At 70.9% G+C, this 15,558-nt stretch carries 13 protein-coding genes and 2 riboswitches; of the genes, 7 read left to right on the top strand and 6 right to left on the bottom strand.

From position 1 onward, the window contains the following. Positions 1-34 precede the first annotated feature (34 nt). The 7 genes from LX12_RS03365 (at position 35) to gcvP (ending at position 7,244) form a co-directional block, all read left to right on the top strand. A complete protein-coding gene (locus LX12_RS03365; protein WP_253653060.1) occupies positions 35-652 on the top strand; it encodes a CDP-alcohol phosphatidyltransferase family protein in 618 nt (205 codons plus the stop codon). A 10-nt stretch (positions 653-662) separates the two neighbouring features. Continuing rightward, positions 663-1,067: a glycine cleavage system protein GcvH gene (gene gcvH / locus LX12_RS03360; RefSeq protein ID WP_253653059.1), complete on the top strand. Its 405-nt coding sequence runs from the start codon at positions 663-665 to the stop codon at positions 1,065-1,067. 200 nt (positions 1,068-1,267) lie between these two features. Next, positions 1,268-1,726 carry a glycogen accumulation regulator GarA gene (garA, locus tag LX12_RS03355; protein WP_344017444.1) on the top strand — a complete coding sequence of 153 codons (459 nt, stop codon included), beginning with the start codon at positions 1,268-1,270 and terminating at the stop codon, positions 1,724-1,726. A 75-nt stretch (positions 1,727-1,801) separates the two neighbouring features. Then, positions 1,802-2,485, top strand: a complete 684-nt coding sequence (ftsR, locus tag LX12_RS03350; protein ID WP_253653177.1) for a transcriptional regulator FtsR — start codon at positions 1,802-1,804, stop codon at positions 2,483-2,485. A gap of 143 nt (positions 2,486-2,628) precedes the next feature. Then, complete coding sequence (locus LX12_RS03345; RefSeq protein WP_253653057.1) at positions 2,629-3,129, top strand: bifunctional nuclease family protein; 501 nt, start codon at positions 2,629-2,631, stop codon at positions 3,127-3,129. Positions 3,130-3,515: 386 nt separating this feature from the next. Then, positions 3,516-4,085: a MerR family transcriptional regulator gene (locus LX12_RS03340; RefSeq protein WP_253653176.1), complete on the top strand. Its 570-nt coding sequence runs from the start codon at positions 3,516-3,518 to the stop codon at positions 4,083-4,085. A gap of 28 nt (positions 4,086-4,113) precedes the next feature. Next, a riboswitch (glycine riboswitch) is annotated at positions 4,114-4,214 on the top strand. Beyond that, positions 4,215-4,327, top strand: a riboswitch (glycine riboswitch). A gap of 52 nt (positions 4,328-4,379) precedes the next feature. After that, the gene (gene gcvP / locus LX12_RS03335; RefSeq protein ID WP_253653056.1) at positions 4,380-7,244 is read left to right on the top strand and encodes an aminomethyl-transferring glycine dehydrogenase; all 2,865 of its coding nucleotides are present in this window, start codon (positions 4,380-4,382) and stop codon (positions 7,242-7,244) included. A gap of 67 nt (positions 7,245-7,311) precedes the next feature. Here the strand turns inward: gcvP and LX12_RS03330 are convergent, their stop codons facing one another. The 6 genes from LX12_RS03330 to guaB1 all read right to left on the bottom strand — a co-directional run bounded on the left by LX12_RS03330 (position 7,312) and on the right by guaB1 (position 15,551). Next, positions 7,312-8,484, bottom strand: coding sequence for a type 2 periplasmic-binding domain-containing protein (locus LX12_RS03330; RefSeq protein WP_253653055.1), 1,173 nt, complete (start codon positions 8,482-8,484; stop codon positions 7,312-7,314). 12 nt (positions 8,485-8,496) lie between these two features. Continuing rightward, on the bottom strand, positions 8,497-10,659 hold the full coding sequence (locus tag LX12_RS03325; RefSeq protein WP_253653054.1) for a malate synthase G: 2,163 nt from the start codon (positions 10,657-10,659) through the stop codon (positions 8,497-8,499). Positions 10,660-10,737: 78 nt separating this feature from the next. Further along, positions 10,738-11,637, bottom strand: coding sequence for a 3-methyladenine DNA glycosylase (locus LX12_RS03320; RefSeq protein WP_253653053.1), 900 nt, complete (start codon positions 11,635-11,637; stop codon positions 10,738-10,740). Next, entirely contained in the window at positions 11,634-12,710 is a 1,077-nt protein-coding gene (locus LX12_RS03315; protein ID WP_253653052.1) for a hemolysin family protein, read from the bottom strand. Before LX12_RS03315 ends, LX12_RS03320 begins: the two co-directional genes overlap by 4 nt. Beyond that, a complete protein-coding gene (locus tag LX12_RS03310) occupies positions 12,707-14,104 on the bottom strand; it encodes a hemolysin family protein (RefSeq protein WP_253653051.1) in 1,398 nt (465 codons plus the stop codon). The genes LX12_RS03315 and LX12_RS03310 overlap by 4 nt, the downstream gene beginning before the upstream one ends. Positions 14,105-14,111: 7 nt before the next feature. Continuing rightward, positions 14,112-15,551, bottom strand: a complete 1,440-nt coding sequence (guaB1, locus tag LX12_RS03305) for a GMP reductase (RefSeq protein WP_253653050.1) — start codon at positions 15,549-15,551, stop codon at positions 14,112-14,114. Positions 15,552-15,558 lie beyond the last annotated feature (7 nt).

Here is a 15,558-nt window from a genome sequence, read left to right as displayed (position 1 = left end):
CCGGGCCCGTCGGTGGTGTGACAGGCTGGGCGCCATGGATTCCGAGGGCTCCACGCGGGCACCCGGGGCGGTCGAGCCCGTCATGTCGGACCGCGTCGTCACGGTCCCCAACGCACTGAGCCTGCTGCGTCTGGTGCTCGTGCCGGTGTTCGTGTGGCTGTTGGTGTTCGAGCACGCCTACGGGTGGTCGTTCGCGATCCTCCTGGTGTCCGGTGCGTCGGACTGGGCCGACGGCAAACTCGCCCGACTGTTGGACCAGTCGTCGTCGCTCGGCGCCCTGCTCGACCCGGCCGCCGACCGGATCTACATGATCGTCATCCCGATCTGCCTCGGGGTGCGCGACATCGTCCCCTGGTGGCTCATCGGGGTCCTCATCGGACGGGATCTGTTGCTGCTGGCCGCGGTTCCGATCCTGCGCACGCGCGGGTTGACCGCGCTGCCGGTCACCTACGTGGGCAAGGCGGCGACGTTCTCGCTGATGTACGGGTTCCCGTTCGTGCTCGGCGGACAGATCGACAACTGGCTCGGCGACGTGTTCCACCCGATCGGATGGGCCTTCCTCATCTGGGGCACCGGCATGTACGTGTGGTCGTTCGTGCAGTACTGGTGGCAGGTGGTGCTCGTCGTCCGGCACGTGCCGCGGGCACGATAGGGTTCACGGCGTGAGTGAGATCGAGGTCCCCGGGAACCTGCGCTACACCGTCGAACACGAGTGGATCGAGCAGCTCGGACCGGATCGGGTCCGGGTCGGGATCACCGCCTACGCACAGGATCAGCTCGGCGACGTCGTGTTCGTGCAGCTGCCCGCCGTCGACGACGATGTGACCGCGGGCGAGTCGTTCGCCGAGGTCGAGTCGACCAAGAGCGTGTCGGACATCTACGGCCCGCTCGAGGGCTCGGTGGCCGCGGTGAACGACGCCCTGGAGAGCACGCCGGAACTGGTGAACTCCGCGCCGTACGGCGACGGGTGGCTCATCGAGATCGCCGTCTCCGACGGCACCGACCTCGACGCGGTGCTCGGCGGCCTGCTCGACGCCGACGGCTACCGCAAGGTCATCGACAGCTGATCCGGCCGGGGCCCGGCAGGGTACGGTCAGATGGGCACGAGCGGACCTCGGGAGCACCTGACGCGGACCACCACCGCGTCGACAGGCACCCCGGCCGCCGGGGATCACCACGGACAACCGGGTCGACATGCGCCACCGCTGTCGACCCGACACGCGCGACCTGCATCGACAGGTCACGAGAACCCGAGAAGGAGTGGTTGGTGAGCGACAACGAGAAGGACTACGACGCGCCCGTGGAGACGACGTCGGTCTTCCGCGCCGATTTCATCAAGGAACTCGACGCTTCCGGGGGATCGACGACCGACACCGCCGAGGCCGCCGTCGAACGTCTCTCGCCGGGTACCGCGCTGCTCGTCGTCAAGCGTGGGCCGAACGCCGGGTCGCGCTTCCTCCTCGATCAGACCACCACGTCGGCGGGTCGCCACCCCGACAGCGACATCTTCCTCGACGACGTGACCGTCTCCCGTCGCCACGCGGAGTTCCGTCTCGCGGACAACGAGTTCCAGGTCGTCGACGTCGGCTCGCTGAACGGCACCTACGTGAACCGGGAGCCCGTCGACTCGGCGGTCCTGGCCAACGGCGACGAGGTGCAGATCGGCAAGTTCCGTCTGGTGTTCCTCAGCGGACCCTCCGGCGACGGATCGTCGGCGGCCGGGTAACCGGTCGTGACCGCGCCGTCCACCGGTGGCGGGGCCGCCCGCGCGGGCGGTCGGGCGGGAGCCGGCGAGGGGTCGATGTCCATCGGCGCCGTCCTCGACCGGCTCCGTCCGGATTTCCCCGACGTCACCATCTCGAAGATCCGCTTCCTCGAGGCGGAGGGGCTCATCACGCCCCAGCGGTCACCGTCGGGCTACCGACGGTTCACCGCCGACGACTGTGAACGGCTGCGCTTCGTCCTCACCGCCCAGCGGGACCGCTATCTGCCGCTGAAGGTCATCAAGGACCAGCTCGAGGCCATCGACCGTGGCGAACGCGTCGACCCGGGCACCCCGCGGTTGCTGTCGACGGCGAAGTCGTGGGTGGCCCCCGCGATGGACTTCGAGAGCGCGGGTGGTCGCGTGTCGCGCGAGGCGCTGGTCGAGCGCACCGGGGCCGACGCCGAGTTCGTGTCCGAACTCCTCGCCGCCGGTCTGCTCACACCCGGACCCGGCGGGTTCTTCGACGAGGACGCGGTCCGGCTGGTCGAGGCGGCCGCAGCGCTCGCCGACTACGGCCTCGAGGCGAGGCACCTGCGCGCGTTCAAGGTCTCCGCCGACCGCGAGGCCGGTCTGGTCGCCCAGATCGCGAACCCGATCGCGAAGAGCAAGGGCGCCGGCGCCCGCGACCGGGCCGAGGAACTCACCCGCGAGGTGGCCGCGTTGACCGTCACCCTGCACACACAGCTGGTGAAAGCCGCTGTGCGCGATGCCCTGGACTGAGCCCGCGCACGCCCCGGTGGGTCGCGCCCGTGAGGTGTAGCGTCGACCATGATCGACCGGCCCGTACCCCACGTGCCGGTCGGTGCTGTTCGACAGGCGCGTCGCGCTGTGAGATGTGCCCCTTGGCAGGCGGGAGAGTGACCATGGGTGAGATGCACGTCGTCGGGATCCGCGTGGAACCACCACAGGGTCAGCCCGTGTTGCTGCTCCGCGAGGTCGACGGGGAGCGCTATCTCCCGATCTGGATCGGCCAGAGCGAGGCCGCTTCGATCGCCCTGAAGCAGAAGGGCGTCGAGCCGCCCCGGCCGCTCACCCACGACCTGATCGTCAACCTCGTGACCGCGTTCGGCCAGGAACTCGTCGAGGTGCGCATCGTCGACATGCAGGAGGGCACCTTCTACGCCGAGATGATCTTCGGCGGTGAGCTGCGCGTGTCGGCGCGGCCGTCGGACGCCGTCGCGGTCGCGATGCGCGCCGAGGTGCCGATCATCGCCGAGGAGGGCGTCCTCACCGAGGCGGGCCTGATCATCCCCGACGAGGAGTCAGCCGACTCCGAGGAGGTCAAGGAGGACGAGGTGGAGAAGTTCAAGGAGTTCCTGGACAACATCTCGCCCGACGACTTCAAGGCCTCAGGCGGAGCCTGATCCTGTGTGACAGGCGGAGCCTGATCCTGTGTGACAGGCGGAGCCTGATCCGGTGTGACAGGCGGAGCCTGATCACGGAAGCATCTCCCCGGGGTCACGGTTCACCCTCAAGCTGAGATTGAGACTTCTCGGGCGGGCGAGTCGCGTTGATCGGCGCGTCGCGGGGCCATAGCGTTCCCCTCGAACCCGCGAGATCGCGGGACGACACCCAGGGTCGGGTCGCAGGGGTACCCTGAGTTGCACCGATGGTGTTTCGCCATCCGTCCGCTCAGGTTCACGCCGAGGGACAGACCCCAGCATCCCAGGAGCACGCCGTGGGCGACGAGCCAACCACGCAGGGCCCGGACACCGCCGACGACGTCGCGACCCGGACCGAGCAGGCGCCGGTGACGCGACCCCAGCAGGGCACCCTCGACGACGTCGCCCCCGGGGTGTTCCCGAACGACACCGTCCCCGACGAGCTGGTCGGCTACCGCGTGCCGAGCGCCTGCCAGATCGCGGGCATCACCTACCGCCAGCTCGACTACTGGGCGCGCACCTCGCTCGTGGTCCCGTCGATCCGGGGCGCGGCGGGCAGCGGCAGTCAGCGCCTGTACTCGTTCAAGGACATCCTCGTCCTGAAGATCGTCAAGCGACTGCTCGACACCGGCATCTCGCTGCAGAACATCCGTGTCGCCGTCGACCACCTGCGCAAGCGCGGGGTCGAGGACCTGGCCCGGATCACCCTCTTCTCCGACGGCACCACCGTCTACGAGTGCACGTCGGCCGAGGAGGTCGTCGACCTGCTGCAGGGCGGGCAGGGTGTGTTCGGCATCGCCGTCGCCGGTGCCATGCGCGAGTTGTCGGGGACGATCGCCGACTTCCCGGGCGAGCGGGCCGACGGCGCGGTCAGCGAGACGGCCCCCGAGGACGAGCTCGCCGCCCGCCGCAAGACCCGCGCACGTCGCACGGGGTAGCACCACCGGGGTAAACTCGGCCCCACGTCGCAGCGGCATGGGAGAGTGTCGCGACCCGATCGGTCGCGGCCGCCGAAGGAGCAACACCTCTCCGTCAATCTCTCAGGCACCCGGGACCGTGCCGCACCCCGGCGTCTCTGGAAAGTGACGGTGTCCGCATCGTCCGCCCACGGTGAAAGGCCGCCGCCCGCGGCTCAATCTCTCAGGCGCCCGTCCTCGACGGGCAGGACAGAGGGGGAGGACCAACCGCTGCCCGGCGGCATCGTCGGGCATGCACCAGGGGAGGTCCCACCCGTGTCCGAACAGACCCGTATCGCCGACGTCACCGACGCCTTCGCCGACCGCCACATCGGCCCCGACGACCACGACCTGGGCCGCATCCTCGACGCGCTCGGGATCGACTCGCTGGAGGACCTCGCGACCCGTGTCGTCCCGTCGTCGATCGCCGACCCGGCCGACGCCACCGGGCTCGACATCCTCCCGCCCGCGGCCACCGAGGTCGAGGCCCTCGCCGAGCTCGCCGACCTCGCGTCGCAGAACACCGCCGCGCCGTCGATGATCGGCCTGGGCTACTACGGCACCCACACCCCGGCCGTGCTGCGCCGGAACATCGTCGAGAACCCCGCCTGGTACACCGCGTACACGCCGTACCAGCCCGAGATCAGCCAGGGCCGCCTCGAGGCGCTGCTCAACTTCCAGACGATGGTCTCCGACCTGACCGGCATGGACGTCGCCAACGCGTCGATGCTCGACGAGGGCACCGCGGCCGCCGAGGCGATGACCCTGTTGCGTCGCGCCACCAAGAACAAGTCGCCGCGGTTCGTCGTCGACGACGATGTCTTCCCGCAGACCCTCGCGGTCATCGAGACGCGTGCCGAGCCGCTGGGCATCGAGGTCGTCCGCGCCGACCTCTCGCAGGGCCTGCCCGACGGCGATTTCTGCGGCGTCCTCACCCAGGTCCCCGGCGCCTCGGGTCGTGTCGTCGACCTCGCGCCGATCATCGCCGCCGCCCATGAGCGTGATGCGCTCGTGGCCGTCGGCGCCGACCTGCTCGCGCTGACCCTCATCACCTCGCCCGGAGAGCAGGGCGCCGACGCGTGCTTCGGCACCACCCAGCGCTTCGGTGTCCCGATGGGCTTCGGCGGTCCGCACGCGGGCTATCTCGCGGTGCGCACCCAGCATGCGCGCCAGTTGCCCGGCCGCCTGGTCGGCGTGTCCAAGGACGCCGACGGCAACCTCGCCTACCGCCTGTCGCTGCAGACGCGGGAGCAGCACATCCGCCGCGAGAAGGCCACGAGCAACATCTGCACCGCCCAGGTGCTCCTCGCCGTGCTCGCCGCGATGTACGCCAGCTACCACGGTCCCGACGGCCTCACCGCCATCGCGCGGCGCGTCCACACGCTTGCGTCCGTGGTCGCCGGCCGTCTGCGCGACGCCGGCGTCGAAGTGGTGCACGACACGTTCTTCGACACCGTCCTCGCCCGGGTGCCCGACCGCGCCGATCAGGTCGTCGAGGCCGCGAAGCGCGACGCCGGCATCAACCTGCGGCGCGTCGACGCCGACCATGTCGGCATCGCCTGCGACGAGACGACCACCGACGAGCACGTCGCGGGTGTCCTCGTCGCGTTCGGGGCCGAGCTGTCGGGGGAGGTGGCCGAGGCGCCGGTCGGGCCGGAGCGGACGAGCGAGTTCCTCACCCACCCGGCGTTCCACAGGTACCGGACCGAGACGTCGATGCTCCGCTACCTGCGTCGTCTGTCCGACAAGGACATCGCACTCGACCGCAGCATGATCCCGCTGGGTTCGTGCACGATGAAGCTCAACGCGGCCGCGGAGATGGAGCCCATCACCTGGCCCGGCATCGCGAACCTGCACCCGTTCGCGCCGTCGGAGGACACCGTCGGCATGCGCACCATGATCGAGCGGCTCGAGACGTGGCTGGCCGACATCACCGGCTACGACCGGATCAGCCTGCAGCCCAACGCCGGATCGCAGGGCGAGTACGCCGGGCTGCTGGCGATCCGCAAATACCACCTGAGCCGCGGCGACGAGAGCCGCGACGTGTGCCTGATCCCGTCGTCGGCGCACGGCACCAACGCCGCGTCGGCCGTCATGGCCGGGATGCGCGTCGTGGTGGTCGCGTGCCGCGCCAACGGTGACGTCGACACCGCCGACCTCAAGGAGAAGATCGCCACCCACGCGGAGTCGCTCGCGGCGATCATGATCACCTACCCGTCGACCCACGGCGTGTTCGAGCACGAGGTCGCCGAGATCTGCGGTGCCGTGCACGACGCCGGTGGTCAGGTGTACGTCGACGGTGCGAACCTCAACGCGCTGGTCGGGGTCGCCCGGCCGGGCAAGTTCGGCGGCGACGTCAGCCACCTCAACCTGCACAAGACCTTCTGCATCCCCCACGGCGGTGGGGGACCCGGCGTCGGTCCGATCGGAGTGCGCGAGCACCTGGCGGAGTTCCTGCCCGGCCACCCGTTGGCCGACGCGTTGCCGGGGTCGATGACCATCTCCGCCGCGCCGTACGGTTCGGCGTCGATCCTGCCGATCACCTACGCCTACATCCGCATGATGGGTGCGCAGGGCCTCCGTCGGGCGACGCTCACCGCGATCGCGTCGGCGAACTACATCGCGCGGCGCCTCGCCGACCACTTCCCGGTGCTCTACACCGGCGAGAACGGCTGGGTCGCCCACGAGTGCATCCTCGATCTGCGTCCGATCACCAAGGCGACCGGCGTCACCGTCGACGACGTGGCGAAGCGGCTGGCGGACTACGGGTTCCACGCGCCGACGATGAGCTTCCCGGTGAGCGGGACGCTCATGGTGGAGCCCACCGAGAGCGAGAACCTCGACGAAATCGACGCGTTCTGCGAGGCGATGGTGTCGATCCGCGCCGAGATCGAGCAGGTCGCCGACGGCACCTACACCGTCGACGACAACCCGCTGCGTGGTGCCCCGCACACCTCGGAGTGCCTCGTGGCCGAGTGGGAGCACCCGTACAGCCGCGAGCAGGCCGCGTTCCCGAACGGCCGGCCGTCGGCCGGTGCACGGGAGAAGGTGTGGCCCGCGGTGCGTCGTATCGACGGCGTCTACGGCGACCGCAACCTGGTCTGCAGCTGCCCGCCCATCAGCGCCTTCAGCGAGGCCTGACGAAGGCCATCGGGGAGCCTGACGGCGGGCCTTCGGCGAGGCCTGAGTCGCGACCAGGCCTACGCGGTCAGCGTGCCGCGTAGACCTGCCGGGCGATCTCGGCCAGGGCGGCAGGCTCGCCCGCCGGCATGGGGTTCTCCACCGCGGGGAACGAGACGGCGGAGTTCGGTGACGCCGCGGTCGCGGCGCCGCGGAAGCCGAGCCGCGTGAGGGCCGCGAGCTGCTCGGGCATGCGGGCGAACTTGAAGAAGGCTGTCACCGACTCCGCCGCCGCCGCGTCGACCTGGGGCCCCGTCAGGTCGACGACCGGATGGTCGGCCGAGGGTGTGAAGCCGGTGGGCAGCAGTTCGACGACCGCCGCGGCGCCCGACCGCTGCGTCGCGGCGTAGAGGGCCTGTTCGGTGATCGGCACGGCGTGGACGCGTGCGCGGGCCGGATCGCCGTCCACGATCGCCGACAGGGTGCGCGTCGCGCTGCCGCCCACCGACTGCGGTGCCTGCGCGCGCAGCGCCGTGATCGTCGAGGTGACCTGGGCCGAGCGTGCGTCGTCGAGCGTGAGACCGGCCGAACCGACACGGCTGACCGCGGTGGCGACGGCCTGTGCGGCGAGGACCGTCGCATCCGTCCCGGGACCAGCAGGCAGCGCCAGCCGCAGCCGACCCCACCCGGTGAGGCCGAGGCGCGCCAGCCCGTCGTCGTCACGAGCGAGGGTGGGCACCTCGATCCACGCCAGCTTTCCCGCGGCGGCACGCGCGAACTGCGGCGCCACGGCCAGGACGACCGGCGAGGTGACCAGCGACTCGGGGTCCCCGTCGACGACCGACGACCTCGCCGCGAGCAGCTGCGCACTCCACACCGACGACGCGGGCACCCACGCGGCCGGATACGCGCCCATCGACGCGGTGTCCCAGGTACCGGTCAGCCCGTCGAGGGTCGTCTTCGGGTCGACGGGACGGACCGACACGGTGATGCACTTGTCCCGCACGACCGGTTTCGTCGCGGAGTACGCCGCGGCGATCCGGGCCAGCGGCTCGGCGATGTCCGCGTCGGCGACGACCGAGACCGTCTCCGGTCCCTCCACGCAGCTCTGGGCCGCGGCCGTCGAGTCCTCACGCAGACTGCGACCGAGGACGACCCACACGACCACCAACACCGCGACCACCACCAGCGCCGCGACGGACAGCGCCAACCCGCGGCTGATGCCGCGGCGTCGGGCGCTGTCCGTGCGGTGCCGGGCCATGCGTCAGGGCCCTCAGGCGTTGGCGGCCTTGAACTCCCGACGGCGTCGGTGCAGGATCGGCTCGGTGTAGCCGCTCGGCTGCGACGTGCCCTCGAGGATGAGGTCCTTGGCCGCCTGGAAGGCGATGCTGGAGTCGAAGTCCGGGGCCATCGGCCGGTACGCGGAGTCCCCGGAGTTCTGCTCGTCGACGACGGCGGCCATGCGCTGCAGCGATTCGACGACCTGGTCCTCGGTGATGATCCCGTGCCGCAACCAGTTCGCGAGCAGCTGGCTCGAGATGCGCAGCGTCGCACGGTCCTCCATGAGGGCGACGTCGTGGATGTCGGGCACCTTCGAGCAGCCGACACCCTGGTCGATCCAGCGGACGACGTAGCCGAGGATCGACTGGCAGTTGTTGTCGAGCTCCTGCTTGCGCTCCTCGTCGGACCAGTTCGTGTCCTTGGCGAGCGGGATCTGCAGGATGTCGTCGACCGACGCCGGGTCGCGCTTGGCGATCTCGTCCTGACGCTCGAACACGTCGACCTGGTGGTAGTGCAGGGCGTGCAGGGTCGCGGCGGTCGGGGAGGGCACCCAGGCCGTGGTCGCACCCGACTTCGGGTGACCGATCTTCTGCTCCAGCATGTCGGCCATCAGGTCGGGCATGGCCCACATGCCCTTGCCGATCTGGGCGTGGTGCGCGAGGCCGGCGTGCAGGCCGATGTCGACGTTGGAGTCCTCGTAGGCCTTGATCCAGGTCTGCGCCTTCATCTCCGCCTTGCGGATGACGGCGCCGGCCTCCATGGAGGTGTGGATCTCGTCGCCCGTGCGGTCGAGGAAGCCGGTGTTGATGAACACGACGCGGTCGGCGGCGGCCTTGATGCAGGCCTTGAGGTTCACCGTGGTGCGGCGCTCCTCGTCCATGATGCCGACCTTCAGCGTGGTGGTCGGCAGGCCCAGGATCTCCTCGACGCGACCGAACAGCTCGACGGTGAACGCGACCTCGTCGGGGCCGTGCATCTTCGGCTTCACGATGTAGATCGACCCGGTCCGCGAGTTCTGCAGACCCTCGCTCGACATGCCGTGGATGCCGATGAGCGAGGTGAAGACGGCGTCGAGGATGCCCTCGGGCACCTCGTCGCCGTTCGCGTCGAGGATCGCGTCGTTGGTCATCAGGTGACCGACGTTGCGCACGAACAGCAGTGAGCGACCGGGCAGGGTGAGCTCGCCGCCGCCGGGCTTGGTGTAGACGCGGTCCGGGTTGAGCGTACGGGTGAAGGTCTTCCCGCCCTTGGTGACGTCCTCGGCGAGGTCGCCCTTGTTGAGCCCCAGCCAGTTCCGGTAGCCGAGCACCTTGTCCTCGGCGTCGACCGCGGCGACCGAGTCCTCGAAGTCCATGATCGTGGTGATCGCCGACTCGACCAGGACGTCCTTGATGCCCGCGGGATCGGTCGAGCCGATCGGCGAGTCGGCGTCGATCTGCACCTCGAGGTGGAGCCCGTTGTGGCGCAGCAGCACGCCGCTCGGGGACCCGGCGTCGCCGAGGTACCCGACGAACGCGGCGGGATCGGCGAGGGTCGTCGAGGAGTCACCGGTGGTGACCGCCAGCGACGACCCGTCGACGGCGAGGCCGGTGACGTCGGCCCACTTGCCGCTCTCCAGCGGCACGGCACCGTCGAGGAAGTCCTTCGCGTAGGCGATGACCTTGTCGCCGCGGACCTTGTTGTACGAGGTGCCCTTCTCGGCGCCGTCGGTCTCCGGGATGGCGTCGGTGCCGTAGAGCGCGTCGTACAGCGAGCCCCAGCGGGCGTTGGACGCGTTCAGCGCGAACCGGGCGTTGAGGACGGGCACCACCAACTGCGGGCCCGCGGTGCTGGTGATCTCCGTGTCGACGTTCTCGGTGCCGATCTGGAAGTCCTCCGGCACGGGGACCAGGTAGCCGATCTCCTGCAGGAACGCCTTGTAGGCGCCCGGGTCGATTTCGCCGTTCTCGTGGTGCCAGTCGTCGATCTTGCTCTGCAGGTCGTCGCGGACGGCGAGCAGCTCGCGGTTGCGCGGGGCGAGATCGGTGATGAGGCGGCCCACGCCGTCCCAGAACGCGTCGGCATCCACCCCGGTGCCGGGCAGTGCCTCGGAGGTGATGAAGTCGTGCAGGACGGTGGCGACCTGCACCCCGCCGACGGTGACGCGTTCGGTCATGGCTCCTCTTTCGCTGGTTGCCGATCTCCTCCGGTCACGGAGACGGCTGGTGTCCTCGCGGTGATCCGGGCATCAATGCTACTCAGGGGTAGGGAGCGGCTCGCCCACGGTGGTGGCCGACGCCAGGGACCGGCACCGGTCGAGCAGATCACGACGGATCGCCGCCGCGCGATCGGCCAGTCGTCGTTGGTGGGCGACGTACTCGGCCCGTCCTCGGGGCGTCTCGACCGTCACCGGTGCGAACCCGAGGTCGCGGAGGTCGTACGGGCTGGCCCGCATGTCGAGCTCGCGGAGGTCGAACGCCAGGGCGAGCGCGTCGACGACGACGTCGGACCCGACGAGCGCCTCGAGCTTGGTGGCCCACTTGTAGAGGTCCATCCCCGCGTGCACGCAGCCCGGCTGCTCGCTGGTCACCTGGGTGTCCCGCGACAGCGGTCGCGCGTTGCGGCCGACCGCGTCGTCGGAGAAGAACCGGAAGGCGTCGAAGTGCGTGCAGCGCAGTCCCTGGCGTTCGACGACCCGATCGGTCCCGGCGGCGCCCAGTCGCAGGGGGACCTCGTGCCGCCGCGCATCGCCGTCGCGGTAGACCATCGCCCACTCGTGCAGTCCGAAACAGTTCCACCGCGGCGCGCGACCCGCCGTCGCCGCGAGCAGTCGGGTGACGTGGTCGACGGCGTCGCGCCGGGCGTCGAGGTGATCGCGGCCGACGGTGACCACCGGGCCGGTCGACGCCTCGTCGACGCGGACGTAGTGCGGCCAGTCGCGGTGGTCCGGTGCCCCGGCGAGTCCGACGCCGAACCCGGGGTGCCACCGGCGCAGTCGGGCGGGTTTGTGGCTGTAGTAGCGGAACAGGAACTGCCACACCGGGTGGTCGCGCCCGTCGGGCAGTCGGCGGGGGTGGTCGTCGAGCAGCGCGTCGACGCGGGCGACGTGGGCGTCGGCCCGTGCCGTCCACTCGTCGACGGCGAGGACCCTCATATCCGGTGGGTCTCGTCGCGGACGGTGCCGACGAACTCCTCCACCAGGTCCTCGAGCGCGACGATCCCGGTGGTGCGCCCGTTGCCGTCGACGACGGTCCCCAGGTGGGCGCTCGTGCGGCGCAGGGACGCGGTCGCCTCGTCGAGCGAGGTGTCGCCGGAGATCACCGGCAGCGGCCGGATGGTGTCGGCGCCGATGATCGTGTCCGGACCGACGCTCTCGTCGAGGATCTCGTCGAGCACGTCCTTGAGGTGCAGGTAGCCGGTGAAGGTGCCGTCGGTGCCACGGACCGGGAACCGCGAGAACCCCGTCTCCGACACCGCCCGCTCGATCGACCCGAGCGTCGGCCCGCGGCGACCGGTCGCGGGGTCGGTCGTGGCCCGGACGCTGCGCAGGTCGGCGAGGGGGATCGCGACCTCGGAGACCGTGCGCCCGGCGGTGCGCAGAGCGCGGGTCAGCCGCTCGTGCTCCTCGGCGTCGATGAGGCCCTCCTCGCGGGACTCGCCGATCATCTCGGCGAGCTCACCGGCCGACACCGTCGCGTCGAGTTCGTCGCGCGGCGTGATCCGCAGGACGCGGAGCGCGAGGTTGGCGGCGAGGTTGTAGAAGGCGATGAACGGCTTGGCGATCCGGATCCACGCGAGGTGCACCGGCACCAGCAGCATCGCCGACGCCTCCGGGCCGGCGAGGGCGATGTTCTTCGGGACCATCTCGCCGAGCAGGATGTGCAGCGCCACCACCAGGATCAGCGCAATGGTGAACCCGATCGGGTGCAGCAGCGCGTCGGGGATGCCGACGAGGTCCATCGGGGCCTCGATGAGGTGCGCCACCGCCGGTTCGCCGACCCGGCCGAGCAGGATCGAACAGATCGTGATGCCGAGCTGCGCGCCGGCCAGCATCAGCGACAGGTCCTGACCGGCACGGATCACCGTGCGGGCGCGGCTCTTCCCCTGCTCGGCCAGGGTCTCCAGACGGTCCCGGCGCGCCGAGATCAGCGAGAACTCGGCCCCGACGAAGAAGGCGTTGCCGGCGAGCAGTGCGACGGCGACGAGCACCCCGAGCCAGTCGTTCACGACGCCTCCTCGGAGGTCGGCCCGGCGGGCGTGTCCTCCTCCAGCGCGGAGATCGCGACGACGTCCACGCGGCGTCCGTCCATGCGCACCACACGGGCCTGCCACCGCGGTGTCGGGGGCACCGGGTCGGGCCCGGACTCATCCTCCAGTTCGTGGCGCTCGGGCAGCGCGACGACGTCACCCTCCTGCGCGATGCGTCCCAGCAGGGCGACGACGAGACCGCCGAGGGTGTCGTAGTCGCCCTCCGGCGCGTGGTATCCGGTCGCCGTCGTCAGTTCGTCGATGCGCAGCAGGCCCGAACAGATCCACCCGTCGTCGGACCGGGACACGTCGGCCTGCTCGTCGTCGTGCTCGTCGGTGACGTCGCCGACGATCTCCTCGATGAGGTCCTCGGTGGTGACGATCCCGGCGGTCCCGCCGTACTCGTCGACGACGACCGCGACCTGCAGCCCGTCGCCGCGGATGCGGGCCATCAGGGTGTCGCCGTCGAGGCTGTCGGGGACCACGGGTACGGGGCGGGCGATGTCGCGCATCGTCGTCGACCGTCGCTGGGCGACCGGGAGCGTGAACGCCTGCTTGATGTGCACGAACCCGCGGATGTTGTCGAGGTCGCCGTCGACGACGACCGGGAAGCGGCTGAAGCCCGTCTGCGACGCGGCGAGGATGAGGTCGCGTACGTCGGCGGTCTCGTCGAGTGCCTCGACCGTCGACCGCGGCGTCATCAGTTCCTCGGCGGTGCGCTCCCCGAACCGCAGCGACCGGCCGACGAGGATGGCCGTGCCCTGGTCGAGGGACCCCTCACGCGCCGAGTTCCGCACGAGCGAGCCCAGTTCCTCCGGCGACCGCGCCGAGCGCAGTTCCTCCGCCGGCTCGATGCCGAGCCGGCGGACGACCCAGTTGGCGGTCCCGTTGGTCCCGCGGATCGCCCAGGAGAACACCGCCGAGAACCCGACCATCGGGCCCGCGGTGGCCCGCGCCGTCGGCAACGGCCGCGCGATTGCTGCGTTCTTGGGGATGAGTTCGCCGAGCACCATCGACAGCGAGGTCGCCACGACGAGCGCCAGGATGATCGACAGCACGTCGGTGAGCTCGTCCCCGGCGCCCACGGCCTCCAGCGCCGGGCCGAACAGCTGCGCCAACACCGGCTCGGCGATGTAGCCGGTAACCAGTGTCGTGATCGTGATGCCCAGCTGCGCGCCCGACAGCTGGAACGACAGCGTGCGGTGCGCGCGGGCGACCTGTCGGGCCCGTCGGTCGTCGCGGCGGTGCAGGTCGGCGTCGACAGTGGACCGTTCGAGCGCGGTGAGCGAGAACTCGGCCGCGACGAACAGCGCCGTCCCGAGGGTCAGTGCGATGAACCCGACCAGGCTCCCGACGATGATCAGGGTCTGCACGCCGGGGTCACCACCCGGTCGGCAGGGGGCGTCCCTCCGCGAACCCGGCGGCCGACTGCACCCCCAGCACGACGCGCTCGTGCAGCTCGTCGAGGGTGCGTGCCCCGACGTAGGTGGCGGTGCTGCGCACACCGGAACAGATGTGGTCGATGAGGTCCTCCACGCCGGGTCGGGCCGGGTCGAGCAGGATCCGCGAGCTCGAGATCCCCTCCTCGAACAGGCCCTTGCGGGCACGGTCGAAGGCGCTGTCGCCCGCGGTCCGCGCGGCGACGGCGCGCTTCGACGCCATCCCGAAACTCTCCTTGTAGGCACGCCCTGACGGGTCGTGGTGCAGGTCGCCCGGGGACTCGTGCGTACCGGCGAACCACGACCCGATCATCACGTTCGACGCGCCGGCGGCGAGCGCCAACGCCACGTCGCGGGGGTGCCGGACACCGCCGTCGGCCCAGACGTGCGCGCCGCGGGCACGCGCGACGGCCGCGCACTCGGCGACCGCCGAGAACTGCGGACGTCCGACGCCGGTCATCATGCGGGTGGTGCACATCGCGCCCGGGCCGACACCGACCTTGATGATCGACGCGCCCGCGTCGAGGAGGTCGGTGGTGCCCTGCGCGGAGACGACGTTGCCGGCGGCGATCGGCAGGCCGAGATCGGCCTCGGCGACCGCGCGGACGGCGGCGATCATCTTCTCCTGGTGACCGTGCGCCGTGTCGACGACCAACAGGTCGGCACCGGCGCGGGCCAGGGCGGCCGCCTTGCCCGCGACGTCGCCGTTGATGCCGATGGCCGCGGCCACCCGCAGACGCCCGTGGCCGTCGGTGTTCGGCGTGTAGATCCCCGCGCGGACCGCGCCCGTCCGCGTGAGCACGCCGACCATCGTGCCGTCGGGCGCGGTGAGCACCGCGACCCCGAGGTGCTGGTCGGACAGGGCGTCGAACACCTTCCGGGGCTCGGTGTCGACGGGCAGCGTCACGATCGCCGGGTCGAGGACCTCGGACAGCCGCGCGAACCGGTCGACCCCGGTGCAGGCCTCGGCGGTGACGACGCCGAGTGCGCGTCCGTCGCCGTCGACCACGACGCCCGCACCGTGGGCACGCTTGGGCAGCAGTGCCAGTGCGTCGGAGACGGCGTCGTCGGGGCCGAGCGTGACCGGCGTGTCGGCGACGAGGTCGCGGCTCTTCACCGTCGCGATCGACTCGGCGGCGGCCGCTGCCGGGAGGTCCTGCGGCAGCACGACGATCCCGCCGCGCCGCGCGACGGTCTCGGCCATGCGCTTGCCCGCGACCGCCGTCATGTTCGCGACGACGATCGGGATGGTCGCGCCGGTTCCGTCGGAGGTGGTCAGGTCGACGTCGAACCGGGACGCGACATCGCTGCGCCCCGGCACGACGAAGACGTCGTCATAGGTGAGATCGGTCGTGATCTGGTGTCCGTCGAGGAAACGCACGGCGGTG

The organism is Williamsia serinedens (genome assembly GCF_024171725.1).
GTDB classification, from domain to species: domain Bacteria; phylum Actinomycetota; class Actinomycetes; order Mycobacteriales; family Mycobacteriaceae; genus Williamsia_A; species Williamsia_A serinedens.
This window is presented reverse-complemented; position numbering and strand designations above follow the sequence as displayed.

What these genes read in the sequence shown, in the direction of transcription:
- LX12_RS03325 (WP_253653054.1), bottom strand. Translation starts at nt 10,659, where the DNA reads ATGACCGAACGCGTCACCGTCGGCGGGGTGCAGGTCGCCACCGTCCTG.
- LX12_RS03345 (WP_253653057.1), top strand. Translation starts at nt 2,629, where the DNA reads ATGGGTGAGATGCACGTCGTCGGGATCCGCGTGGAACCACCACAGGGT.
- LX12_RS03365 (WP_253653060.1), top strand. Translation starts at nt 35, where the DNA reads ATGGATTCCGAGGGCTCCACGCGGGCACCCGGGGCGGTCGAGCCCGTC.
- ftsR (WP_253653177.1), top strand. Translation starts at nt 1,802, where the DNA reads ATGTCCATCGGCGCCGTCCTCGACCGGCTCCGTCCGGATTTCCCCGAC.
- LX12_RS03320 (WP_253653053.1), bottom strand. Translation starts at nt 11,637, where the DNA reads ATGAGGGTCCTCGCCGTCGACGAGTGGACGGCACGGGCCGACGCCCAC.
- LX12_RS03330 (WP_253653055.1), bottom strand. Translation starts at nt 8,484, where the DNA reads ATGGCCCGGCACCGCACGGACAGCGCCCGACGCCGCGGCATCAGCCGC.